This window comes from Acanthopleuribacter pedis (assembly GCF_017377855.1).
GTDB lineage: Bacteria > Acidobacteriota > Holophagae > Acanthopleuribacterales > Acanthopleuribacteraceae > Acanthopleuribacter > Acanthopleuribacter pedis.
Map to the genome: position 1 here is coordinate 17894 of NZ_JAFREP010000025.1, position 23080 is coordinate 40973.

The 23080-nt window shown below is 55.9% G+C and carries 18 protein-coding genes and 4 tRNA genes; 13 read left to right on the forward strand and 9 right to left on the reverse strand.

Features of this window, described 5'->3' with window-relative positions:
- Position 1: 1 nt before the first annotated feature.
- The 3 genes from J3U88_RS23695 (at position 2) to J3U88_RS23705 (ending at position 4600) form a co-directional block, all read left to right on the forward strand.
- Positions 2-787: an adenosylcobinamide-GDP ribazoletransferase gene (locus J3U88_RS23695; protein ID WP_207861478.1), complete on the forward strand. Its 786-nt coding sequence runs from the start codon at positions 2-4 to the stop codon at positions 785-787.
- Positions 788-859: 72 nt separating this feature from the next.
- The gene (locus J3U88_RS23700; RefSeq protein ID WP_207861479.1) at positions 860-1438 is read left to right on the forward strand and encodes a histidine phosphatase family protein; all 579 of its coding nucleotides are present in this window, start codon (positions 860-862) and stop codon (positions 1436-1438) included.
- Positions 1439-1699: 261 nt separating this feature from the next.
- Entirely contained in the window at positions 1700-4600 is a 2901-nt protein-coding gene (locus J3U88_RS23705) for a DEAD/DEAH box helicase (protein WP_207861480.1), read from the forward strand.
- Positions 4601-4614: 14 nt separating this feature from the next.
- Here the strand turns inward: J3U88_RS23705 and J3U88_RS23710 are convergent, their stop codons facing one another.
- From J3U88_RS23710 to J3U88_RS23720, 3 genes are read right to left on the reverse strand one after another with little or no spacing between them, the layout of a single operon-like run.
- Positions 4615-5943 carry an ATP-binding protein gene (locus J3U88_RS23710; RefSeq protein ID WP_207861481.1) on the reverse strand — a complete coding sequence of 443 codons (1329 nt, stop codon included), beginning with the start codon at positions 5941-5943 and terminating at the stop codon, positions 4615-4617.
- Entirely contained in the window at positions 5940-6665 is a 726-nt protein-coding gene (locus tag J3U88_RS23715) for a response regulator transcription factor (protein WP_207861482.1), read from the reverse strand. Before J3U88_RS23715 ends, J3U88_RS23710 begins: the two co-directional genes overlap by 4 nt.
- Positions 6666-6697: 32 nt before the next feature.
- Positions 6698-6883: a hypothetical protein gene (locus tag J3U88_RS23720; protein ID WP_207861483.1), complete on the reverse strand. Its 186-nt coding sequence runs from the start codon at positions 6881-6883 to the stop codon at positions 6698-6700.
- A 168-nt stretch (positions 6884-7051) separates the two neighbouring features.
- Here J3U88_RS23720 and J3U88_RS23725 point away from each other — a divergent pair, with 168 nt between their 5' ends.
- On the forward strand, positions 7052-7423 hold the full coding sequence (locus J3U88_RS23725; protein ID WP_207861484.1) for a hypothetical protein: 372 nt from the start codon (positions 7052-7054) through the stop codon (positions 7421-7423).
- A 24-nt stretch (positions 7424-7447) separates the two neighbouring features.
- On the opposite strand, the gene J3U88_RS23730 is transcribed toward J3U88_RS23725, so the two are convergent.
- Positions 7448-7717 (reverse strand): hypothetical protein, encoded by a 270-nt coding sequence (locus J3U88_RS23730; protein ID WP_207861485.1) that lies wholly within the window; start codon positions 7715-7717, stop codon positions 7448-7450.
- A gap of 657 nt (positions 7718-8374) precedes the next feature.
- On the opposite strand from J3U88_RS23730, the gene J3U88_RS23735 reads away from it, so the two are divergent.
- Both J3U88_RS23735 and J3U88_RS23740 read left to right on the forward strand, forming a co-directional pair.
- Positions 8375-9133 (forward strand): DUF547 domain-containing protein, encoded by a 759-nt coding sequence (locus J3U88_RS23735; RefSeq protein ID WP_207861486.1) that lies wholly within the window; start codon positions 8375-8377, stop codon positions 9131-9133.
- A gap of 244 nt (positions 9134-9377) precedes the next feature.
- Complete coding sequence (locus J3U88_RS23740; protein ID WP_207861487.1) at positions 9378-10310, forward strand: ROK family protein; 933 nt, start codon at positions 9378-9380, stop codon at positions 10308-10310.
- Here the strand turns inward: J3U88_RS23740 and J3U88_RS23745 are convergent.
- From J3U88_RS23745 to J3U88_RS23755, 3 genes are all read right to left on the reverse strand, one after another.
- The gene (locus J3U88_RS23745) at positions 10307-12247 is read right to left on the reverse strand and encodes an AMP-dependent synthetase/ligase (RefSeq protein WP_207861488.1); all 1941 of its coding nucleotides are present in this window, start codon (positions 12245-12247) and stop codon (positions 10307-10309) included. The two genes, J3U88_RS23740 and J3U88_RS23745, sit on opposite strands and share 4 nt — an antisense overlap.
- Positions 12248-12705: 458 nt before the next feature.
- Positions 12706-13926 (reverse strand): ATP-grasp domain-containing protein, encoded by a 1221-nt coding sequence (locus tag J3U88_RS23750; RefSeq protein ID WP_207861489.1) that lies wholly within the window; start codon positions 13924-13926, stop codon positions 12706-12708.
- A 298-nt stretch (positions 13927-14224) separates the two neighbouring features.
- The gene (locus J3U88_RS23755) at positions 14225-15304 is read right to left on the reverse strand and encodes a hypothetical protein (protein ID WP_207861490.1); all 1080 of its coding nucleotides are present in this window, start codon (positions 15302-15304) and stop codon (positions 14225-14227) included.
- 471 nt (positions 15305-15775) lie between these two features.
- Between J3U88_RS23755 and J3U88_RS23760 the strand changes: the two genes are divergently transcribed.
- From J3U88_RS23760 to J3U88_RS23785, 6 genes are all read left to right on the forward strand, one after another.
- Positions 15776-17419, forward strand: a complete 1644-nt coding sequence (locus J3U88_RS23760) for an NAD(P)/FAD-dependent oxidoreductase (protein ID WP_207861491.1) — start codon at positions 15776-15778, stop codon at positions 17417-17419.
- Positions 17420-17594: 175 nt separating this feature from the next.
- Positions 17595-17670, forward strand: a tRNA-Val gene (locus J3U88_RS23765).
- A gap of 8 nt (positions 17671-17678) precedes the next feature.
- A tRNA-Asp gene (locus J3U88_RS23770) sits at positions 17679-17755 on the forward strand.
- A gap of 80 nt (positions 17756-17835) precedes the next feature.
- Positions 17836-17912 (forward strand) — tRNA-Asp (locus tag J3U88_RS23775).
- A gap of 79 nt (positions 17913-17991) precedes the next feature.
- A tRNA-Val gene (locus tag J3U88_RS23780) sits at positions 17992-18064 on the forward strand.
- 323 nt (positions 18065-18387) lie between these two features.
- A complete protein-coding gene (locus tag J3U88_RS23785; protein ID WP_207861492.1) occupies positions 18388-19155 on the forward strand; it encodes an endonuclease/exonuclease/phosphatase family protein in 768 nt (255 codons plus the stop codon).
- 37 nt (positions 19156-19192) lie between these two features.
- Here J3U88_RS23785 and J3U88_RS23790 read toward each other — a convergent pair whose 3' ends face one another.
- Together J3U88_RS23790 and J3U88_RS23795 are read right to left on the reverse strand one after the other, a co-directional pair.
- Positions 19193-20797, reverse strand: a complete 1605-nt coding sequence (locus J3U88_RS23790) for a hypothetical protein (RefSeq protein WP_207861493.1) — start codon at positions 20795-20797, stop codon at positions 19193-19195.
- Positions 20798-20932: 135 nt separating this feature from the next.
- On the reverse strand, positions 20933-21202 hold the full coding sequence (locus tag J3U88_RS23795; RefSeq protein WP_207861494.1) for a hypothetical protein: 270 nt from the start codon (positions 21200-21202) through the stop codon (positions 20933-20935).
- Positions 21203-21826: 624 nt separating this feature from the next.
- Here J3U88_RS23795 and J3U88_RS23800 point away from each other — a divergent pair.
- Positions 21827-22915, forward strand: a complete 1089-nt coding sequence (locus J3U88_RS23800) for an alpha/beta hydrolase (RefSeq protein WP_207861495.1) — start codon at positions 21827-21829, stop codon at positions 22913-22915.
- Positions 22916-23080 lie beyond the last annotated feature (165 nt).

Sequence of the window (23080 nt, forward strand, 5' to 3'; positions counted from 1 at the left end):
GGTGACGACCCAACGAGATCGTATTCCCGACTGGGTTCATGCCGCCTTCAACGCGCTCATGTTTTTTACTCGGGTGCCCGTACCCCGTTGGGTACGTTACTCGCCCGAAAAACTCAACCAATCGGCGGCTTGGTTTCCCCTCGTCGGTTGGTTGGTGGGTGCCGTCGCCGCGCTTTGCTACCTTGCCACCCGTCCCTTGTTCGGCGATTTGACCGCGTTGCTGCTCTCGCTCGCGGCGACCGTCCTGCTGACCGGTGCCTTCCACGAGGACGGCTTGGCGGATGTATGTGACGGCTTCGGCGGTGGCTGGAACCGGCAACAGGTCCTTACCATTATGAAAGACTCGCGGTTGGGAACTTATGGTGCGGTGGGGCTTGCCTTGGTCCTGGCCCTGAAGGTTTCCGCGCTTGCAGCCCTGCCGCGAACCTGGCCGGCGGTGGTGCTGGTCGTGGGCCATGTGCTCAGCCGCTTTTTTCCCGTGTTGATCATCTACCGCGGCACCTATGGCCGCGAAGATCTTACTTCTAAGGTCAAACCCCTGGCCACGCGGCTCTCGACGCCGGGTGTGGTTTTGGCGGCATTCTTTACCCTCCCGGTTCTGGTTTTTTACCCGGTGCCGGCGGCCTTGGCTTTTGGGGGCGCGGGTTTAACCACGCTTTACCTCGCGCGCCTGTTCCACAAACGGTTGGGGGGTTATACCGGGGACTGTCTCGGCACCGTGCAGCAGCTTACCGAACTCACCGTCATCTTGGTTTTTTTGGCCTGGTACCGGCTCGCCCTGCACTAACACGCCCATTTTTGGTCCGTGCCACGACGCCCTTTTACACATTCGATTACCCTGCTTTAAAGGAATGGTTTCATGCGACTTTATTTGGTACGTCATCCAAGAGTGGATGCCCCAAAAAATGTTTGTTACGGACAGGCCGACCTGGCGTGCGCGCTCGGTTGGCAAGACCAGTTGCCGAATGCCGCGCGCCTGTTGCCCACCGAGGCAACCATCCGCGTGGTTTCCAGCCCGCTCAGGCGGTGTCGGGTTTTGGCCGAGGCTTGGGTTGCATCCTATGCGCCGGGCCGAGATATACTGATCGAACCCGATTTGATGGAACTGAGCTTCGGGGAGTGGGAAGGCCGGCTGTGGTCGGAAATTGATCGCGCCGACATCGATTTATGGGCGCAAAGCACGGTCGGCTATGCCGCGCCCGGCGGCGAATCCTTGCAGCAACTTGCGGATCGCGTTGCCGCGGTGATTGCGCGTCTGCCCATGGACGGCCCGGACCACGTGGTTTTCTGCCATTCCGGCGTGATCCGCGTGATTACCGCGATGTTGCTCGGTATGCCGCTTGAGAATACCTTGCGGTTTGAAGTGGCGCATCTTTCGGTTACGCTTTTGGAACGACACGCGTTGCGCCCCAGGCTGTTGTATTTCAACCGAGTTTAATCGTCGGTCCTACCAAATCAGGGAAGGCGATTTTTGCGATTAAGTATTTGCTGGGAATAGGTTTATGGGTTGTGTTGGAGTTAGGGGGCCTTTTTCCAAACGCCTTCCTGTCAGGTTTTTGATAAAAATCATCCACGCTGTTGGTGACTTTTTGGTTCAATAGCCGACTTAGCTCCCATTGCGCTCAATCATTTCAGTGAGGCGGTTGAAATGCCGGCGAGCCATGGGCGTGAGCGGCCGTGAAAAAAGGGGTGAATTGGGATGAACGCCGGTAATCAGAAAATTTTTACACGTGACGAGCTGGTGAATTGGGCCGGGGCCGAATTGGTTGCCGCCGCGGAAAACGCCCTTGATATCCAATCGGTGAGTGCCTTCAAATACGATGCACGCGGCCGTATCGAGGGCGTGGTGAAACCGGCGCCGCCCAGTACCGAAAAGCCGGCTTTTGCCCGAATCACCCGCCGCGGCGCGCGCCTCGCCTTGGAATGCCGCATGCACGGCAAGGGGCAATGGTGTTTGCACGGCGTGGTCCTTGCGCTCCACCATCTCGGCGTCAAGCCGGTGTTCAAACAAAAAACGGCCAAACCCAAGGATTTACCTCAAATCGGTTACCGGCTGGAAATGGAAGCGGACCCACGCGGCCCGCGGTTTTTCGTGCGGGTTTTGTCGCGCAACAGTTTGGTGCCGGGTTTTTTACACTTCATCAAAAAAGAGGGTGGCGTTGTCGGCTTAAGCCGCCGCATGACCGAGTTATTTGAGGATCTTGGCGAGGAACAGGAGGACGGTTTGTTTGTTCCTCGGGTTGATGCGGCCACGGTTTTAACCGCGTTGGCCAAAACCACCCTTTTCCCACGTGGCGGTACCAAACCCTTTGCCTGGCGGCAGGAGAATGAAGCGCCGACGCTGGGTGTGAAAATAAGCGACGGGGAGATGATGTGGCGGCTCGAAGAGGCTTTTGGCGCCGACGCCGTCTGTTTTCCGGGGCGCCCAGGATTTATGATTGTTGGTAGTACAATTACTTATTTCCGCCAAGCCCTTGCCGATCTTCAACCTTTCCTCGCCAAAACCTCAGGAGCCCAACCCGTGGCGGTTGATACCTTGGCCGCGCTGGCACGCCAAAAACACGGCATCCAATGGCACTCGCCCAAACCCCGTCTGGTCACTGAAATCCAGGGGGCCGGCCTTGATTTCTCCGTGCACCAACGGGACCTCCACGGTCAGGCCGGTGTTTGGGCCGACGGTCGTTTTCTTGCCCTCAACAATTTGGACCAGCCCCGCCAGTTGCTCCAAGACGAAAAGGGGCCCGTGCTCCTGCAACTGGATAAAACCCAAATGAACCTGCTGGGGCGTACCTTCCGCGATGTCCAGGCGCCTTGGGGAACCAACAGTTTCCGTATCCGCGAGGGCATGGCGGGCCGTTTCCTTGAAGACATGCAGCTTCCTGATCGCTTGCAAGTGCGCAACAAGAATGCGGGTGCGTGGTTTGGGGTCCAGCCCATGGCGATGTCGGTTGAATGGAGCAAGGGTTCCTTGGCCCCGCAATACCGCATTGGTGGGGAACTCTTCGGTCATGAGACCCTGATGGATGGCTTGGTTAGCGGCCGTTCCATGGTGCAGTTGGGCAGTGGCCAACGCCTGAATGTCGATGTCGATGTGATCTTGGAACACGAAGAGATCCTTAACGGTGTCAGGGCTTTGCATGAAGATGAAAGTAAGCAGAAATCCCTACTTCAGCGAATTCTTGAGACCAAAGCGGGACGTGCACCCAGTGTGGCGGCCGCGGTTGAAACGGCGCCTTTGTCCGAGGCTTGGCATCAACGCCTGAGGCATTACCAGGTTGACGGGGTACAGTGGTTGTTGGCCAATCACGGCGCCGGTGAACCCTCTCTGTTGGCCGATGACATGGGCTTGGGGAAAACCGTACAAACCCTGGCTTACCTCGAAACCGTGCGCGAGCCTGGGCGACCGCAATTGGTTGTGGCGCCGACCACCCTGCTCGGCAACTGGGCTGCCGAAGCCGCCAAGTTTACCCCGAACCGCAAGGTCACCATCCACCACGGCCCTAAGCGAATTCGCGAGGCCGAGTTACTAAACAAACAAGATTTGATTATTACTTCTTACGGTTTGGTTTTGCGGGATTTAGACCTTTTTTACGACGTGCATTTCCAGGCCGTGGTGTTGGATGAAGCCCAGGCGATTAAAAATCCAAGCGCACAAACGTCGCAGGCTGTTTTCGAGCTTTGGACCGACCACCGCTTGGCCTTGACCGGCACTCCCGTTGAGAACCGCCTGACCGAACTGTGGTCGATTTTTCAGTTTCTGGCGCCGGGTTACCTGGGTGACGAGGAAGATGTCAAGGCGATCACCATGCCGGGCACGCCGGCGTTTAACGCCTTAAAAACCAAAGTTGGTCCCTTTCTCAAGCGGCGTCTCAAAAGCGAAGTTGAAAAGGACCTGCCGGAGAAACAGGAAATCACCGTGCGCCTGCCGCTGAATGACGGTCAAGCCGCTTTGTATCGGGATGTTTTGCTCAAATCCAAAAAAGAATTGAAGCAACAAGGCATCAATGCGGTGTCTCTTTTGAGCCGATTGCTGCGGTTGCGGCAGATTTGTTGCCATCCCGGTTTGGTGGACGACCTGCATCTCACGGCATCTTCGTGTAAATTCGATTTTCTGTTGGAGAGTTTGAGCGAGGTGACCGCGGGGGGTCACGGTGCCTTGGTGTTTAGTCAATTCACCTCGCTGCTGCAGTTGTTGCGCTACGAGTTGGAGGAACGGGACATTCCCTATTTGTACCTGGACGGTGCGACGCGGAACCGTGACGAACTGGTGAAGCAATTCCAAGCCGGCGTGGCCCCGGTATTTTTAATCAGTCTCAAGGCAGGCGGTACCGGCTTGACCTTAACCCGCGCGAGTTACGTCTACCACCTCGACCCCTGGTGGAACCCCATGGTTGAAGCGCAGGCCACGGATCGTGCTTATCGCATCGGGCAAACCAAAAAGGTGATCAGCTACAAGCTGATTGCCGAGGGAACAATTGAGGAACGCATCCTCAAGTTGCAGGCCTCTAAGAAGTTAGTTGCCGAGGGCTTATGGCGCGACGCCGATCAGCTTTTCGAAAGCCTTGATCGGGAAACCATGTTGGCCTTGTTGGAAGAATAGCGCCCGAGGTTGTATTAGACGGTGTCGGCCGTTTCTTGGGGCGGGTCCTTGGGAAACACCAACACAAAGCGGGCGCCGCCGTGTTCACTTTCCTCCAACAGCACCATGCCATGGTGGCGAATCATAATACGGCGAACAATGCTTAGGCCGAGGCCGGTCCCGCCCAGGGCCACATTTCGGCTGCTGTCCAAGCGGGTAAACGGGTCGAAAATGCGTTCGCGCTCCGCGATCGGGATTCCCGGCCCGTTGTCTTCGACGCTGATGTGCCAATGCTGATCGGCCTCATAAGCGCTTAACCAGATGCGGCCGTCGCCGTAACGCACCGCGTTGGTCACCAAGTTGGAAAGCGCCCGTTTCAAGTAACGCGGTGCCGCGCGCACGCTGAGGTTTTCGTGGTTTTGGGTGAGCCGGGTTTTGGGTTGTAACTCGTGGACCATTTGCGCCATTTCACCAAAAAGCGCGCTGATGGACAGGGTCTGGTGTTGGCCTGCCAAGTCTTCGTGTTCCAGCTTGCTCCAGGTTAGGAGTTCACCGATTAATTCATTCATTTCGTTGAGGTTGTTTTCGATGCGATCCAGCATGCGGTCTTTGTGGGCCGGGTCGGCTGTCGACAAACCCTCGTCTACCGCAAACAGCAGGCGCGAGATCGGCGTGCGCAATTCGTGGGAAACCGCGCTGAGCAAGTTTTTTTGGCCCAGAATCAGCGTTTCGATGCGGTGTGCCATTTGGTTGAAGGTTTTGGCCAGATCACCCAAGGCGTCCTGATGGGATTCCGCCGTTCGCGTGTCCCATGCGCCGCGGCCGAATTGTTCCGCGCTGTCGGCGAGCTGGTGAATGCGTTTCTCCAGTGGGCGAATGATAAAAAAGATGGTGACGCCCATGATCAGGAGGATCAAGATCAAGGTGACCGGCGGGGGAAAGGGAAGGATGGCCGGGGGGCGGGGCAGCTCGGGCCGAACCATGGGGCCGATCACCAGGATTTCATCCTGGTTGAGCAAGGCGTAGATCCACTGTTCGCCGTCCCGTTGTTGTGCCAACAAGTTGCCTGCTTCGAGGCGCCTGGTTTCACTGCTGCTCAGATCGAGTTCCGAGCGCAGCGCCAACTGGGTTGGAAACTGGTCGGGGATACCGAGTTCTTCTACCGCCAGCCAGCGATCCACCGGATCCGGTCCCATTTCGGCCAGGGTTTGTTTGGCGTTCTCGACGATCGGCAGTACCAGCGATTCGGTGCGTTCGCGCACCTGTTTGCCGACCTCGTAGCGAATGAGTAGCGCAAATATGAGCGCAAGGAAAATCAAAATCAGGGCGATGGCGGAATAGATGCGGCGAAACAGCGCACTCATGCGCGCTCCTTAACCGCCAATAAATAACCTTTGCCGCGCACCGTCTTGAGGGTCACCGGTAGGGTCGGTTCGCCGATGGCTTTAACCAGCTTTTGGCGAATGCGGGATACGTAGACATCGACCGCGCGATCGTAACCGTCATATTGCGTTTGGTAGAGTTCGCGGTAAATGGTTTCACGGTCTAGGACGGTTCCCGGCCGATTGCACAGGTACCAAAAGAGATCGAATTCGGAACTGGTGAGTTGGATGACCGTGGTTTCCCAGCGTACCTCGCGGCGTCCCGCGTCGATGGTGAGCCCGCCGAAGGCGATGGATTGGCCGTCAACGCCGCCGCTTTTCACAAAACGCCGCAGAAGGGCTTGCAGCCTGGCCAGCAGCACCCGCGGATGAATGGGTTTGGTGACGTAATCGTCCGCCCCGGCCTCCAGACCGAGAATATGGCTTTGGTCCTCATCTTTTGCCGTGAGCATTAACACCGGACCGCTATAGCGGGGACGAATTTGCTTGAGCACCTCGATGCCGTCGATACCCGGCAGCATCAGGTCGAGAATGATCCCGTCGGGTTGTTCGCGCAGGATCAGGCTGACCGCCAGTACGCCGTTGCTTTCGTGGAAAACCCGGTAACCGGCCGTTCGCAGGCGGCGGACCATGAAGTCCGCCAGTTCCGGGTCGTCTTCGATGACACAAATGGTGCCGCCCGCTTGGGCGTTCTCGCTTTGCATGAGAGGGATCCTTGAGGAAAGGGTGGGCCGCGTTAAAGGAGGCCGGCGCGTGTGGAAAGGTACCAACCGACAACGGCAAGCAGCATGATGGTGAAGGTGACCAGCCATATTTTGACAAAACGCAATGCGGCTTTCCACAACAGGCGGGCCGCCATGAGGCAAACGGTGACAACCAGCGAGGCAATCAATAGGGCGGTGAGATCAATCGGGATCGGCATGAGGCCTCTTCTTGGGGTGAGCGTGGACTGGGCCGGTATGGTTCAGTGATTAACACAAGAGGTTGGATGGAGGAAAGGCCTTTTGCGAAAAAAAAGCGCGCATGGGTGCCTTAACCGTGGGCCCCGCGATACAATAGTCCGTAAGATCCTGGGCTCAAGGACAAGTCGATGTTGTTAACCGAAGAGCAGGAGCGCGACCTGGTCTACCTTTTGGTCGAGCATGCGCGTGCGTTGATGACCCATATCGGGCGAGATCACCGTGACCCGGAAACCGGCTTGGTGCATCGTCAGGTCCAGTTGGGTTGTTTTGTCTTGGTGGAGCATCACCGTCAAAAGCTCAAAGGTGGCGACATCAAAACCAACGGCCTGGATTTGTGGGCGATCGAATCGGGCGCGGCGCGCAAAAAGCTATCGGTCAACTATGTACCCTTTGCGGTTCGCTTCTTTCAAAAGGAGGGGAAAGCAGAGTGGATCCAGACTTTTAAAGAGTTGTCCCAGCCTTTTATGGACATCCCCGGGGAAGAGATCTTGCGGTTGTGAGCAGGTTGGGTTTATCGGTGCCGCTCAATCGTGGATGGCGGCTTTCCAGCGCCAGCCGAACCAGCCGGGAATCGGTGGCTGGCCTCTCAGGGTCACGAAACCGTCGCCCTCGTCTGGGAACCGGTGGTTGTTGGAGAAACGACCCATGGCGATGCGGACCCGCTGTCGTTCCAGCCGGTAGCGTTCGGGATCGCTGGTGTCGATATAGCCGATTTGTTCGGCGAAATCGGCAATGGTCGCGGGCGTATAAATCTCGTCCTCGTCCAATTGCTCGATAATGATACTGTATTTCATGGGGCGGCCGGTTGGTCTTTTCATAATGGGTGATTTTAAAAGATGGCTCGCCTGAGTACAAAGGTTTTTTATAGGAAAAGATGTTGTTTGTGGATGTTATTGGGTATTATTGTTTTTCGTGGTTGGTATATCATCTTGTTATTCGCGAAGGTGTTTTGTGGCCCTGTGTCTGACGAAGGCTTAATGGTTTGTTGAATTTGGAGAGGTCTTGGTGGTTTTGTATAAGTTCCTTTATGCGATAGGTTTGTGTAGATTTCTCGGGTGCGTGAGTGCCTTTGGTGCGTGGGTTTGAGGTCGTTGATCGGGTTGCCGGTAAGGTGATGGTTTTTCAGTGATCCTCGTGAGATATTTTAATCGAAAATTGTGAGCTTGTTATTCGCGATTGGCTTTTGACTGTATTTGAGCGGAAGGGTTGTGCTGTATTTTTTTTCGCGTGTGAAAAACAATAATTTAGCATTTAGGAATATTATTCAATTCGCGTAGGATTATTTGCCGCTTCCTTGTTGCGTTCGGCCAAGCTGCCGCAACCGTGAGGTCGATCCTTCCTTGCGTGGGGTCGCCATGGGTTGGAATGTTTTTTGTTTTGCCCATGTTGATCCAAACAAGCGTAAAATGCGACTTGGATGGATCAGGTCGCTGGAACCAGTCGGAGGACGTATGCGTTTTTTTGCTTTGCTGCTGTTGTTGGGTTTGTCGGGCCTTGTCGCGGGTGATGACACCACCGCCAAAATTGCCGAACTCCATCAGGGTGTTCAGGAAGTTTACGATGTCATCGTTTTGCCCAACGGCGATGTTGACTATGCAACCTTGCATCAACGCAAGGATTTACAAGAGAAATTGGAAGCCTTCCGAACCTTTATGGCCGGTTTTGATCCCGATACCTTGACCGACACCAACCTCAAGATCGCCTTGCTGACCAATACCTACAATGTGTACACCTTGATCGGGGTAAATCGCGCTTGGCCGGTGAAAAGTGTGCGTAAAATTCGCGCGATGTTTGGGTTCTTTACCAAAAAAGAATGGCAGCTCAACGGCCGCAAGGTATCCCTCAACAATATCGAAGGTGAGTGGTTGCGACCGCTCGATCCCCGCATCCACTTTACCGTGAATTGTGCCTCGGCTTCTTGTCCTCGTTTGGATCAGCAGGTTTATACCGCCGACAACGTACAGCAGCTTATGGAAGCGGCGACCAAACGGTTTTTGCTGAACGAAAACAAAAACCGGTTTGATGCGGAACGCAAGGAATGGCACCTTTCCAAAATTTTCGAATGGTACCGTAAGGACTGGGGCAAACAAGCCGATGTGGAAGCTTTTATTCTGAAGTACTTACCCGAGGACAAGCGCTTCAAGCCAACGCGGGTGTTTTACCTTGAATACGATTGGAGCCTGAACGGCCCGACCGAACCCAAGGGCTAGCCCGCATTTCTCACAAGGAATTCTGCCGCGGGGCAACCCATGCGATTACTTCGCTTACTCGGTCGAGCCGCCTTCGCCGCAGCGCTGCTACGCCGAAAGGTCGGACCCCTATGCCGTCTCTCAGTCGTAATCTTCGTACTCACAAGGCTTTCAGCTTCTCGCGACGAATCCTCGTGAGAAATGCGGGCTAGGTTGGGTGTGGCGGCGTGTTTATCGCTAAAGCAGGGCTCGCGTGGGAGGTTCCGTGACTAAGGTGCTTGGTTTTGATATCGGCGGTACCAAGATCGAGGCCGGGCTTCTGGACGAAACGGGGCGTGAATGGCGCACCCTGCGAGAACCAACGCCCGCGCGCCGTGAGGACCTGCTTCAAACCGTGGTCACCATGGCCGAGGCCTTGGGGCGAGGTGTGGCGGTAGCGGCCGTTGGTTTTGCGATTCCCGGCAGTTTGGATCCGCGCACAGGCTTGCTCCGCAATGCGCCCAATTCGCCTCAAATCAACGAAACACCCTTCGGTTGCGATCTGCGCGAACGCATCAACCGCCCGCTATTTTTCGACAACGACGCCAACTGCTTGGTTCGAAGCGAGGTGCGCTTCGGCATCGCCCGTGGTTATGACCATGTTGTCGGCATCATCATGGGGACCGGTCTCGGGGCCGGTGTCTTGAGCGGTGGGCGGATGATTCAAGGTTGGCGTGGCTTGGCGCCTGAGCCGGGCCACACGGTTTTGCACCACCACGGTCGTGCCTGTCTTTGTGGTAATCGGGGTTGCGCCGAGGCGTACCTCAGCGGCACCTCGATTTACGCCCGTTACCGCGAAGCGGGCGGTCAACCCCTTGCCGGCAAGGCAAAAGATGTGTTCGCGCGGCGCGAAACCAACCCGATTGCCGGTGTTGTTGTGGAAGAGACCCTCGATTTGTTTGCCCGTTTCACCGCCGGTTTGATCGCACTTTACGATCCCGCCCTGATTGTGTTGGGGGGTGGTGTGAGCGAACAAGTCACTTATTATCGGCAGGAATCCGCGATTGCCGCCTATGCGTTTGGGACCGATGAGGTCCCACCGATACGGGCGGCGGGACTCGGGCCTACCTCAGGGAAGCTTGGCGCGGCTGCTTTGGCCCTGGATGGAAGCGCACCGGTTTCGTCCGCGGGTTCCGATCCAAGTGCGGGCCGTTTTTAGTGTTCGACGTCCACGGCCGCCGCCTGATCCGTATAGATTTTCTCAAACAAGGCCTGGTGTTTTTCTTCGACCGTTTTGCGTTTCAGCTTCATCGTGGGCGTTAATTCCCCGTGTTCGAAGCTGAAGTCGCGGCCGAGCACTTGGTAGCGGCGCACCCGTTCCACCTTGGCCAATTGCTGGTTGCCGCGGCGGACCGCGTCCAGAAATAGGGTGCGAAACGCGGGGTGATCCGCGACCGTGGTCATCGCTGCTTCCAATTCGGCCGAGCGCGCCTGTGGATTGGCCAGCAAGGCGTCACTCAGTTGTTTGGCCGTCTGACGGGAGATGACGCCTTGTTTGGCACCCCACTCCAGCGTTTCAATCGGGCTGGGGGCGATCAGTGCTGAAATGTAGGGGCGACGGTCGCCGTGGGCGTGTACATGGCTGATGTAAGGGCTCTGGGTTTTGACCGCCCGCTCGATGTTGGCCGGGGCCACGTTTTTACCGCCCGCGGTGATGATGATGTGTTTCTTGCGGTCGGTGATTCTCAAATAGCCGCTTTCATCCACGATGCCGATGTCGCCCGTATGTAGCCAGCCGTTGATAATGGTTTGTTCCGTGGCTTCCTGATTTTTGTAGTAACCCTTAAATACCGTGTTGCCGCTGAGCAGGATTTCGCCGTCTTCGGCTATTTTTTGGGTAAGTGAACTGACGGGTAAACCCACCGTGCCGAGGCGAGGGCTGCCCGCCGGGTTGATGTGGGTTAAAACCGTGGCCTCGGTCATGCCGTATGCCTCGTATATGGGCAGGCCGACGCTCCAGAAGAAATGGAGAATGTCGGGCGCAATGGGTGCCGCGCCGGTTAGCATCATGCGGACCTGACCGCCGAATGCGTTCTGAATCTTGCGAAACAGCAGGTTTTCGGCCAGGTTGTAACCGAGATCCTGCCAAAAACTCGGCATACCGCCGTTGAGTTTGACCTTGAGGCGATCACCCGCGAACCCGCGGGCCCATTGGAACACGGACTGGACGGGTGCCGGTTTTTTGTTCACTTGGTCGAGTACCTTGTTGTAGGCCTTTTCGAAGATGCGCGGCACCGATCCGAAGATGGTCGGTTTCACTTCTTGGACCTCATTTAGGACGTTGCCCACGCTGGTGGCATAAGCCGCGGCCACGCCGGTATTAATGCGGTGGTAAAACGACAGGACGCGTTCGGTGACGTGGGCCATCGGCAAGAAGCTAAGGTAAAGATCGTTGGTATAAAAGGTGAGTACATCATCAATCGCCGGCATCATGGCCAAAATGTTGGCGTGGCTGATCATCGCGCCTTTTGGGGGACCGGTGGTGCCCGAGGTGTAGACCAGCATCGCCGTGCTGTCGGGATCAATCGCGGATTGGATGTCACGCACCGCTTCCGGGTCAAGAACCGCGCCACAAAAATGGGTCGGCGAGGTCAGGCGCGTGTCGCGCTCGCGGTTGGCGCGGTAACTCATTTCATTCCAGGGAACGATGGCTTTTAATTGGGGCAGTTCGGCCGCTGCTTCGAACAAGGTCGCCAATTCATTGGCCCCGTCGACAAACACAATTTTGGCATCGCTGTGATCCAGGAGGTAGTGCATTTGATCGACGGATTGTTTGGGGTAAACCCCGACCGTGACCATGCCCGCCAGTAATGCACCCATATCGTAAATACACCAGGCTGGTTGGGTGGGGCCGATGATGGCCACGGTATCGCCGGGTTTGAGGCCGGCCTGCAACAAACCGTGGGCCACTTGGCGGGCTTTGAAATCAAAATCGGACCAGGTGATTTCCTGCCAGTTGGGCGTCGCCGGTGTTTTTTTGAGGAACATGGCGGGTTGTTTGGGGGTATGGCCGGCGCGAAGGGTCAGCAAGTCGCCGACGGTTTTTGCCTCGCGGCAGATAGGGGACACGGGACATTGAGGACCTGAGATCAGCATGCGGCAATTCTCCTGGAGCACATTTCACGATCAGCCCCGGGGTTCGGGGTGAGCGGTCACCGTCTTGCCTGATTCGGTTGGGGCGGTACAAAACGCGCGCCCAACGTTTTGGGATCTGTGCCGGCTCGATGTCGCCTGTCACGGTTCGAGCGATGTTTGGTCAAGCAATCCGATGGTCAAGTTGGAAAAAATGTACCACACTCATAACGCACTGAGACGAAAATTTCCGCATTGCAGCGTGGTTGCCCGCGCCCGGGGAGGCACGGGAACCGGACAAAGGCTTCTTTTTAAATGTTTTACCTAAGAGGCGCGATAAGCGTGAGGGATTTTTGCTAAAGATCTGGAGCGAAATGGCTTGGAAAAATGCTCGCCGCACCCACGGCGTGCGGCGAGTATTTTTGCAGGCCGTTGCAGCCCAGTGGTTTAGCTAAAATCACCGCGTCAGCGCTTCTTAGGTTTTAGTCAAGAACGACGCGAACCGAGGTGATAATGCGGGATAGGGCTTTTTCTACGACGGCCGTGATGGGGTGCCGCACCAAGATGTAGCCGTCTCCCTCGTAACCCCCGCCCGGCGGTTGGCCGATGGCCGGCAACTTCATTTCTACAATGAGTGCACCGAGTTCCTCTTGGATCTTTTTGATGCCCTGAACCGCCGCGACCCGACCTTTTCCTTGCCCGCGTAAGAAGGCCGCGCCCGCCGCATAACATCGTTTGGGTTCCGCGAATTGATTGAATATGACCGAGCGCGCCCATTCCTGATGAATGTTGAACTGGTGCGCGAAGCCGGTGATGCTGGTGAGCTGGCCGCCCGGGGGGCGTGCCGCCACTTCACTTACCGCGATGGAGCCGTCGCTACGGCGGAACCACTCCAGATGGGTAAAGCCGTTTTGAATGCCGAGGCATTGGTTGGCTTTGGCCGCGATTTCGCGGATGTCGTTGAAATAGGGGTGGTCGATTTCACGAGGTAGCAAAATGCACCACTGAATCCAAGAATTGTTGAGCACTTCTAACGGGCTGGGGTAATAGCGGGTAATGGAGTGCCATTTCATGCGGCCTTCGATCCAGGCTGATTCAAAGGTGTATTCATTACCCATGATAAATTCTTCAAACAGAATCGGTTTGCCGGTTGAGAGGCTGTTTTCCGAGAGCAGGTTGTCGAGATCACCCGCGTGGTTGAGCTGGAAGGTGGCGCGGCTACCGGCGCCGGCCGGGGGTTTGGCGACCAGTGGATAACCGACCTTGTCAATGAAGGCGTCGAGCTGAGGACGGTTGGTCGCCAAGCAGTGTTTGGCGCAGGGGATGCCGTTGCCCCGCAGGATTTCCTTCATTTTTGATTTTTGGCGGAAGTTGCCGGCTGTAATGGGATCCATGCCGTCAATCGATAGGGTCTGCCGAACCCTTGCCAGTGTTTCTTGGAGATCTTCGAGGGTCCCGATCAAGCGGTGAATCGGGCCGACTTTCGCGCGCAGTTCATGGATGGCCGCGAGCAATTGGGTCTCATCCATCACATTTTCAACGCGGTGAAAACGGAAAAGGTTGGCGCGAACCGAGGCGGGAACGCCGGCCAGGCGGTCTTGCGTGACCAGAATTAATCGGACCCCGGGGAGGGTGGCGGCGCCGTCGATAAACTGGAGGGTGGCGCGCAGTAAATAGGGCGCAACAAAAACAACGTGAACCATGAGATTACCTTGTACGTTGCCGCATCGGGCGGCGGGAATGGGATGTTTTAGGGCGGTGTGCTCACAACCTAGCAGAAAGCGTGAATCGGTTAAAGACCCGCGGCTTCAGATGGAGAGGGCGTTTTTGGAAGATCTTGGGTTGCGGTTCAAAAAGTGCCGCGCCGCGGGGGGTCTCTAACTCTGGGGAGGTGAAGCTGCTGGGTCGCAAGTTATGCGAACCAATCATTCCGGGGAGTATGTCGCGCCAATGTTGGCGCGCGGTGACCGGCGTGAGGATTTTGGGCGAAAAAAGCGCTGTTTATACGCTGTAGAGGATCTCTGGATTATCGAGGAAACAAGGATCGTAGTTCATGGAAAGCGCGGTTTTTTCACCATCCATGATGAGCGCCCAGCCCAGGTCGTTGACATGCCGGCTCAAGTCAAAAAAGCGGTTTTGGTCAAAGATGGTGGTGCTGTCCGTCGACCAGCCGGCCGCCACTTCAAAAATGATGTTGCGTGCGTCCTGGTAAACCTTAACCTCAAGCGGTTGTTCTTCGGCTAGAAGCCCCTGTGCTTCCAGGCAGTCCAACAGGGTTAAGGCGACGAGGGACGGTGCGTAAAGAAACGGCTTTTGTTCGGCATCAAAGGTGACCGTCACCGCTTTGGTCAGATTGTGTCTTTTGTCAAGGAAGGTACTGAGATGCTCGGAAAAGCTGTTGGGCTCAAAAGCTTCGCCGGTCCAGCGCGCGTGGGCTTCCAGCGCGGGTGGCAAGCTGTTCTGTTCGTTAGGGCAAGCCATGTGATGGACCTGACGGCCGATGAACACAACGTGCGAGTAAAGCAAAAAATCTTGCGGGCGGGCGAGGTGGAAATACATGGGCTCCCGCGCATTGAGAAAGATGTACCCACGCAAGCTGCCTAAGTGGACCAGCGGTAAGCAGATGCCGCTTTTAAAACCCATTTCGTGAATGTAGCGGATGGATCGTTGCACCGGTTTGCCTTGTTCCGCGAAGGTGTCGATGACCAGCGAGACTTCCCGCAATATGCGCATCTGGCCGCCGTTCATTTGAAACAGGGAGCCATTGGCGTCAACGTAACAGGAGTAGCCTGGCTCAATCAGGTTCTCGCTCTGGTCATCCATGGCCGAATCAAGCACGCGGAGCTGGTTGGTATGATCGGTCAGCGCCGCAATGCAGACCCGCGCGACTTTTTTAAAGTGTGGGTGGGCGCAGATCGTGTCCAGGATTTGGCGGGCGATTCCAAGGTAACTCATCTTGGTATTGAGTTCGTGCTCGAGGTTGATTAATGCGCCCATCGCGGTGATATCGTCTGAATTCAGACTTGCACTACGTGATCGCAGCAAAATATTGCTGTAAAGCGGGGTGTCGCGGTGGGGCATAAAGTCTCCAGCAAAAAGCGGGGTAATAGGGCGGTCGTGCATGGTGGTCCGCTCAAAGTTTGATAGGTTTGTTAGGAAGGTAATGAATCTCATTATACCGGAGGGCGGCATTCGCGGTAAGCGTTTTTGCTGGTGCAAAGTTTGGCTGTAAGGAATATTTTATTTAGTTGGGGCGGCTTTTTTTCGCCTCGTTATGGGATTCCCTGGGTCCTGGTTGTATTCGTTTTGTCTGGTTTTTGGGTTTTTTTTTGACGGTCGGGGTGGTTTTCCTTGGGAGTAGAGCGCTGATATTGAAGTGCTTGTGGCTCTTTCGTGGGTGGTTTTTCGCGTCGCCTTCATTTTTAGTGACCCTGGCAATGGCCCATCTTTTTTGCGGGAGAAGGGGCGCCTTCTTTGGCGAGGCTGCCCGCAACATGAGACACTGTTTGCCGTTGTTAACCGTGATTTGGTTCGCGTTTGAAGGAGTGATGGATGTTGGAGCAGGCAACACCGGCCGAGGTGGTGATTTTAGGCGGCGGTTTAGCCGGATTGACGTTGGCGCGGCAATTGCGCCTTGCACGACCCGAGACCCGTGTTGTGATTTTGGAGCGTCGTGCGCACCCCGTGCCCGAGGCGGCTTGGAAAGTCGGCGAGTCGTCGGTTGAACTGGGCGCCCACTACTTTTCGGAGATGTTGGGTTTGGCCGACCACATTAAGCAAGATCATCTACCCAAGCTTGGCCTGCGTTTCTTCTTTGGTGCCGAGCAGCGCGAGACCTTGGATGACGGCCTCGAGGTAGGTTCTTTTTCGTTTTTCCCCACGCCGAGTTTTCAATTGGACCGAGGCCGGTTGGAAAACCATTTGGCCCGGGAATTGGCGGCCGCGGAGGGTGTTACCTTTTTGGATCAGGCCAAGGTAACCGGTTTTACCTTAAATGAGGACGGCCTACCCCACGAGGTGACCTTCCGTTGCGGCGATCAGGATGGTCGTATCGTGACCCGCTGGTTGGTGGATTGCACCGGTCGTGCCGCGTTCCTCAAGCGCAAGCTCGACTTGGTAGAACAGGTTGACCACAAGGTCAACGCCGTTTGGTTCCGTTTGCAAACCGAAACCAAGGTCGATGACTGGTGTCGCGGTGCCTCTTGTTCCAACAATCAGGGGAACCGTTGGTTAAGCACCAACCATCTCATGGGGCCCGGTTACTGGGTGTGGGTCATCCCCTTGTCCTCCGGTTCGACCAGTTTCGGAATCGTGGCCGACCCAAGGTTGCATCGCCTCGATACCTACAATAAATTCGACCGCGCTCTGGCCTGGTTGCAGCAATTTGAACCCCTGTGCGGTGCCGAGGTGGCGGAACATCGGGACAAACTTCAGGACTTCCTGGTTTTGAAAAACTTTTCACACGGCGCCAAGCAGGTGTTTAGCGTTGACCGCTGGGCGCTTTCGGGTGAAGCGGGGGTGTTCTTGGATCCCTTTTATTCGCCTGGCAGTGATTTCATCGGGGTGAGCAATACGTTTATCAGCGATCTTGTTTTGCGTGATTTACGCGGAAAGTCCATCAGGGCGTTGGCACCGATTTACGAGCAGATGTACCAGGGTTTCTTCAAAAACACCTTGGTTGTCTATCAAGACCAATACCCTTTGTTCGGTAACGCGCGGGTGATGACCGTGAAGATTTACTGGGATTACGCCGTTTACTGGAGTTTGTTGGCTTTTGTGTTCATTCAGGGGCGCTTGTGTGATCTCAGGAGCTATGGCCGCATCAGCGATGCCTTTCAACAGGCAGGCGCGTTGAACAACGCCATGCAGCAATTTTTCAGAGATTGGCATGGCGCGGATGCAACCCCGGCCCCGACCGCTTTCCTCGATCAGGAGAAGGTCGATTTAATGGTAAACCTGAATCGTGGGCTCAAGGCGCCCTTGGACGAGGCGGCATTTTTGGCCAAGTTCGAGGAGAATAAAAACCTGCTGTTTGCACTGGCCGCCCAGATTACCAAGCGTGCCCAAAGGCGGCACCCGCAACTGGCGGAAGCCTGTCGGGCGGTGACTGCCCTGTGTGACCACCAGCAGGTGGCCGTTTCTGATGGGGCGCATCCCGAGTATTTGGCCGCGGCTTGGCCCGTTCTCCAGTTGTAGGGCCGGACATGCGACCCGGTGCCGGCGCGCTCGGCGTGACAGTGTGTGGGGTGTGTTGGTGATAAAATGTTTTGATCTAGGTGTTTAAGTGTTGCGTTGGCGAAGTGTGAAAAAAACTGAAAAAGTCGCTTGACAGTTGGGGGGGCAAAAGACAATAATCATGCCTCGTTGGGTCGGGCGATTAGCTCAGTTGGTAGAGCGCTTGCCTTACAAGCAAGATGTCAGCGGTTCAAGTCCGTTATCGCCCACCACCCCATGCGGGGGCGTAGTTGAGTTGGTTACAATGCCGGCCTGTCACGCCGGAGGTCGCGGGTTCAAGTCCCGTCGCTCCCGCCATTTTCTCTCGCGTTGCTTTGCAACGCCGCTACATCCTCTTCTTTTGAAGAGATGGACACAAAGATTACCCGAATTAATGCGGGGGCGTAGTTGAGTTGGTTACAATGCCGGCCTGTCACGCCGGAGGTCGCGGGTTCAAGTCCCGTCGCTCCCGCCATTTTATTTCTTTCTTGATTCAAAGCCGCGCTTGATCGTGGCTTTATTCATTTTTAGGACCGACTTCACGGTCCCTTTTCGGGCGATTAGCTCAGTTGGTAGAGCGCTTGCCTTACAAGCAAGATGTCAGCGGTTCAAGTCCGTTATCGCCCACTCTCATCGCTTTTTCAGACAGCCGTCCGCTAGGGCGGCTGTTTGTGTCTTGGGATCTTTTTTGTAATGATCCAAAAGCGCGACCATGGATTGCCGCCGCGGATCATTTAATAATGTAGGGGCTCACTTGAGGTGATCGGTTTTTTTTTGCCGCCGGGTTTGAGGTTTTGGCCGGCTACCCCGCGATTTGGGTCGCAAATCATCCGAGAATGAGGATTGTCCGCCTGGCATTCATTCGGGCTGTGTTAAAAAAGAATAGGGGGCGGGTTGTGACACCGCCCTTGCGATGATTGGGGCCGCAACGGCATCTTGACGGAATGTTCATGAATCAGCCTTGTACGATTAAGATCCTTTCCTACAACATTCACAAAGGGTTTAGCACCTATAACCGAAACTACGTTTTGGACCGCATTCGCCTGGCCATTAAGCAGGTGCACGCCGACGTGGTGTTCCTTCAAGAGGTATTGGGCGATCATCAACGGCATAGCCAACGCATTCCCAACTGGCCGGATGCGCCGCAGTTTGAGTATCTTGCCGACAGCGTTTGGCATCATTACGCCTACGGCAAAAATGCGGTTTACGATGCCGGCCATCACGGCAATGCCATTCTTAGCAAGTACCCTATCTCAGATTGGGACAACATTGATGTATCCACCAATCCGCTGGAGAACCGCGGCTTGTTGCACGCTGTTTTGGCCGTGCCCGAGTTCAAAATGCCCCTGCACGTGATTTGCCTTCACTTGGATTTGCTTGAACGAGGTCGGCGTTTGCAGGTGGGTTTATTAACCGAGCGCATTCGTTCCGTGGTTCCTGATAGCGAGCCTTTGATCATCGCAGGGGACTTTAACGATTGGCGCGAGCGTATTTCGGACCGAATGCAGCGCGAACTCAACCTGCAGGAGGCGCATTTTGATTTGCACGACAAACATGCGCGCACCTTCCCCTCGTGGATGCCGCTGTTGAAATTGGATCGTGTCTATTTTCGCGGATTTCGCGCGGTGGATGCTCGGGTGATGAAAGGCGAGCCCTGGCGGCAGTTGTCGGACCATGCAGCCTACTTCTCCGAACTGCAACTGGTGGAGGATGCCTAGCCCACGTAGGAGAAAACGGGTAAGCAATGCGGGTTAATTAAAACCCGAGGCAGGTCGTGGGGCCGTTGCCTTGGCGCACCAGATCGAGGACCGTGACGCGTCCGTCCGCGTCTAAGTCGCTTTCGGTGGATAACCAACGTGATGCGAGTAGGTATACGTCGTTAAGGTCGACCACGGCATCATTGTTGAGATCACCGATTAAGACACAGGGCGCCTGTTCGAAAGCGCCGATATCGGGATTGGCGCCGCGGGTACGTCCGAGGATATCTTCGCCCGCGGCGTTGGCGGGGTCGGCCACGTCGACCGCGCCGCTTTGTGCGCCGAGTACCCCGTACGCGTTGACCAAACGCAGGAATTCGGCACGAATGGTGGTGTTGCCGCTGGCGAAACGAAGCGATTGGGGCAGCCAGGTGGGCAGGGTTGTTTGGGTGAGATCGGGAAGGATCGGATCGGCCGTGACCGCCGCGGTATCGTCGGATGGATTGACCAGATCGCCGGTTTCCGGTGGATCGCTTCCCCCGTTCCAGTAAAGGTTGTTGGTAAGTTCAAAAGAGGCGACGTCCGCGGCGGTGCTGTCCGAAAAGTCATTGGCACCGCTGTTGCCGGCGCCCATGGTGCCGGTTGGATCCGACCAAATATTGTTGTAGAAGTGCACATTTTCCACCGGCGGGTTGTTGCCCTCGCGGTTGAGGCGCATGGCATAGGCGAGCGCGGGTAGGTCGCCGTGGACCGTGTTGTTGCGGAAGGTAATGTTGCGCGAGCCCTTGACCCCAAACGCGGCGCGCATGACGTGGGTTGCATTGCCGAGCATGAGGTTGTTTTCGACCAAGGCCTCCTCGGCTTCGAAGAAGGGTTTGCCATCCTCGCCGAACAGAATGAAGTGGCTGCCGGTGCTGCCTTGCCAATTGAGAAACACATTGCGGCGAATGGTGAAATTGCGATTGACCGCCAGTTCGCCGGAATTTTTTACAACGATGAAGCTGGACGTGTCGTTGCCGTTGGGGCGACCGCTCCCTTCAAAATGGTTGAAGAAGATGTTGTCCTCAATGACGATGTTTTCCACACCGTTGACATCCATGTGTTCGTCGCTGCCTTGCTGGTTGAAAAACAGGTTACCGCGCACCGTGATATCGCGCGCGCCGTTGTTGATTTTCAGCAAGTCGTTGTTGTAGCTGTCGTGGATGATGTTGTTTTCAATGGTGATGTTGCGGGTGGGATCGTTGCCGCCGGGCGTGTCCGTGCTGCGCAAATCCTGAATTTGGATCACAAGCCCCGCCGCGCCGGGTCCGTCGTGGGCGATATCAAAGCCTTCCAAGCGAATGCCGACCCCGGTGTAACAGGTGATGACCGTCCCGTTGTGACGGAGCAAGGCGGTGTAGGGCACCGCGGCGCGCACGGTGACCGGGGTGGCAAAATTGCCCCGCAGGCGAATGCGACCGGTGTACTCGCCGGGGCCCACGATGATTTCGGCGCCGTCCTGGGCGCGGTCCAGCGCGGCGGTAATGGTGGCGAGGGGGTTTTCGGCGCTTCCGTCCCCCGTGCCGTCGTCACCGTTTACGGCGACATGCAGGGTTTGGCCGCCAAAGAGGCCCAGCGCCAAAATCCAGAATCCGAGCCCAAGCAGTGCCATGGTCTTCATCACAACGACCCCCTTATTCCGCCGCAAATCCGGCGCTTTGCGTAGAAGAGTGCTTGATTGTGACAAGTTCCAGGTTAATTGGCCATGATCGGACTCACCTCATGGAGCCCGCGCGCTGCCAAACCCATCGTGAATCACCTACCGGGTCGTACAGGCCTCCCAATTCGCCATGGCCGTTTGGGTGCAGGGATCGCCGATGAAATGACCGGCTTGTTTGCTGCAGCGCAGTAAATTCTGGTTGAGTTCTAAAATACAGAGGTTCAGTTCTTCGGGCGTCGGGTGGACGTCCAATATCGCGGCCTCCTCGGCGCGTTCCTGCTGGTCTTGGATGTAAACAGATAGCGCGGTGACACCAATCATCATGGAACCGAGGGCGAAAAGGCCGCTGAAAATCAATATGCTTTTCATGGAATTTTCCTTTTCGAGAATATATGGATAGTCGCTGTTTTTAGCGAGCGACTCATCGTAACAGTCGATAAAACAATAGGCAATGCGAATTTGAAAGTTTTGTATACTCGAGTAAAAACGCTATTGCTGTTGAAAAACGATGAGGCGACCTCGGGAAAATGATGAGTCAATCCCGAGGGGGTCCCGTTTTATAGAGAATAACGCTTGGGTTCGACGATTTTCCTACGCTGTATGTGAATTTTGAATGAGCTTGGTGTGAAATGCCGGTGATTATTGGTCTTTTGATGGAAAAACGCTCGGTGCTTTTGTTGTAGAAAATGTGTTTATCCGAGTAAGGAAAAGGGTTGAGGTCGGCAAGGGGCTGTGGGAAGCTTTATTTTGACGGCGACGATGCCCTTTTGCGGTGGTGTCGCCGCCGTGTTTCGTCGAATCACGCATTGCTTATTTTATGAAAAGCCGCTTGTTCCGGTGATATCCGAGGGGCGGTAATCGTTCCCGCGCCTGGTGTTCGCGGGCGCTTTCAAGTCGCCTGGTTTTTGCTTTCTATTGGGTTTTGCCTTGCATGCCGACGCCCCTGGTGCGGCGCATGGACAAGATCCTGCTGCTCCTATTTAAAGGATGGACATGTTGAAAAAATGGATTGCTTTTTGGATCGTTCTTGTTTCTTTTGGCTTTGGCGCCGCGCTTCAGGCGGCCGAAATTAGGGTTCACTACGACACCGGTTGGGGGAACCGGATTGCGATTCGCGGACAGGCGCCCGGTTTGAATTGGCAGCAGGGTGTCCAGACGTCTTGGCAGGAAGGCAATGTGTGGGTGTTGCAAACACCCGCTTCCTGGGGAGGCTTTGAATTTAAGCCTTTGTTTAACGATCAGGTTTGGTCGGTGGGTGCCAATTACCGGGTGGCCCACGGCAACGATGTGGTTGACATTTATCCCTTCTTCTTTTCCAACCAAGGCCGTTTGGTGAATGTCACCTCGTTTTATTCCTCAACCCTGGGGAATGTGCGGGGCGTGCGCGTTTATTTGCCGCCGAGTTATGACGAAAACCTATTGAAATCTTATCCCGTGGTGTATTGCCACGACGGGCAAAACCTTTTTGAAGCCGCGACCGCGTTTGGTGGTCGGGAATGGCGTTTGGACGAAACCAGTGACGCTTTGGTGATGCAGGGCGTGATCCAGGAAGCCATTTACGTCGGCATCGACAATACCGGCGCCTCGCGTCTTCCCGAGTACACGCCCACGGCCGATCCCAATTACGGGGGTGGCGACGGCGACCTGTACCTCGATTTCATTGAAAACGAGGTGGTTCCCTGGATTGAAAATTCGCTGCGGACGCGCGCCGGTGCGAACACGCGTTTTCTGATGGGTTCCTCTCTTGGGGGTCTGATCAGTTTTTACGGTAGTTGGACCCGGTCCGATGTATTTGGTTCGGCCGCGTGTTTGTCCTCAAGTTTCTGGTGGGATAACCAGAACTTGTTGGGTGAGGTGCAGCAGTGGAACGGTGCCACGCCCGCGGCGCGTTTCTACGTGGACGGCGGGAGTTTGGAATCGGCCGGTCAAAGTGCCGCCGACATGCGCGACGCCTTGGTTCAGTTGGGTTTCGTCGAGGGTGATAATGTCGCCTACTTCTTGGACCAAGGCGCGGGTCACAACGAGGCCGCCTGGGCCGCGCGTTTGGATCGCCCGCTGCGTTTCCTGCTCGCGGTGCCTTAGCCCGCATTTCTCACAAGGCATTCTGCTACGGCGCAAGCCATGCGATTACGAGGGGGCGGCCATCCGACTTACTCGGTCGAGCCGCCCTCGTCTCAGCTGCTACGCCGATAGGTCGGACCCCTGCGCCGTCTCTCGGTCGTAATCTTCGTACTCACAAGGCATTCT

Coding starts and splice junctions, on each gene's coding strand:
- J3U88_RS23700 (WP_207861479.1), top strand. CDS start 860: ATGCGACTTTATTTGGTACGTCATCCAAGAGTGGATGCCCCAAAAAAT.
- J3U88_RS23705 (WP_207861480.1), top strand. CDS start 1,700: ATGAACGCCGGTAATCAGAAAATTTTTACACGTGACGAGCTGGTGAAT.
- J3U88_RS23710 (WP_207861481.1), bottom strand. CDS start 5,943: ATGAGTGCGCTGTTTCGCCGCATCTATTCCGCCATCGCCCTGATTTTG.
- J3U88_RS23715 (WP_207861482.1), bottom strand. CDS start 6,665: ATGCAAAGCGAGAACGCCCAAGCGGGCGGCACCATTTGTGTCATCGAA.
- J3U88_RS23720 (WP_207861483.1), bottom strand. CDS start 6,883: ATGCCGATCCCGATTGATCTCACCGCCCTATTGATTGCCTCGCTGGTT.
- J3U88_RS23725 (WP_207861484.1), top strand. CDS start 7,052: ATGTTGTTAACCGAAGAGCAGGAGCGCGACCTGGTCTACCTTTTGGTC.
- J3U88_RS23730 (WP_207861485.1), bottom strand. CDS start 7,717: ATGAAATACAGTATCATTATCGAGCAATTGGACGAGGACGAGATTTAT.
- J3U88_RS23735 (WP_207861486.1), top strand. CDS start 8,375: ATGCGTTTTTTTGCTTTGCTGCTGTTGTTGGGTTTGTCGGGCCTTGTC.
- J3U88_RS23745 (WP_207861488.1), bottom strand. CDS start 12,247: ATGCTGATCTCAGGTCCTCAATGTCCCGTGTCCCCTATCTGCCGCGAG.
- J3U88_RS23750 (WP_207861489.1), bottom strand. CDS start 13,926: ATGGTTCACGTTGTTTTTGTTGCGCCCTATTTACTGCGCGCCACCCTC.
- J3U88_RS23755 (WP_207861490.1), bottom strand. CDS start 15,304: ATGCCCCACCGCGACACCCCGCTTTACAGCAATATTTTGCTGCGATCA.
- J3U88_RS23760 (WP_207861491.1), top strand. CDS start 15,776: ATGTTGGAGCAGGCAACACCGGCCGAGGTGGTGATTTTAGGCGGCGGT.
- J3U88_RS23785 (WP_207861492.1), top strand. CDS start 18,388: ATGAATCAGCCTTGTACGATTAAGATCCTTTCCTACAACATTCACAAA.
- J3U88_RS23795 (WP_207861494.1), bottom strand. CDS start 21,202: ATGAAAAGCATATTGATTTTCAGCGGCCTTTTCGCCCTCGGTTCCATG.
- J3U88_RS23800 (WP_207861495.1), top strand. CDS start 21,827: ATGTTGAAAAAATGGATTGCTTTTTGGATCGTTCTTGTTTCTTTTGGC.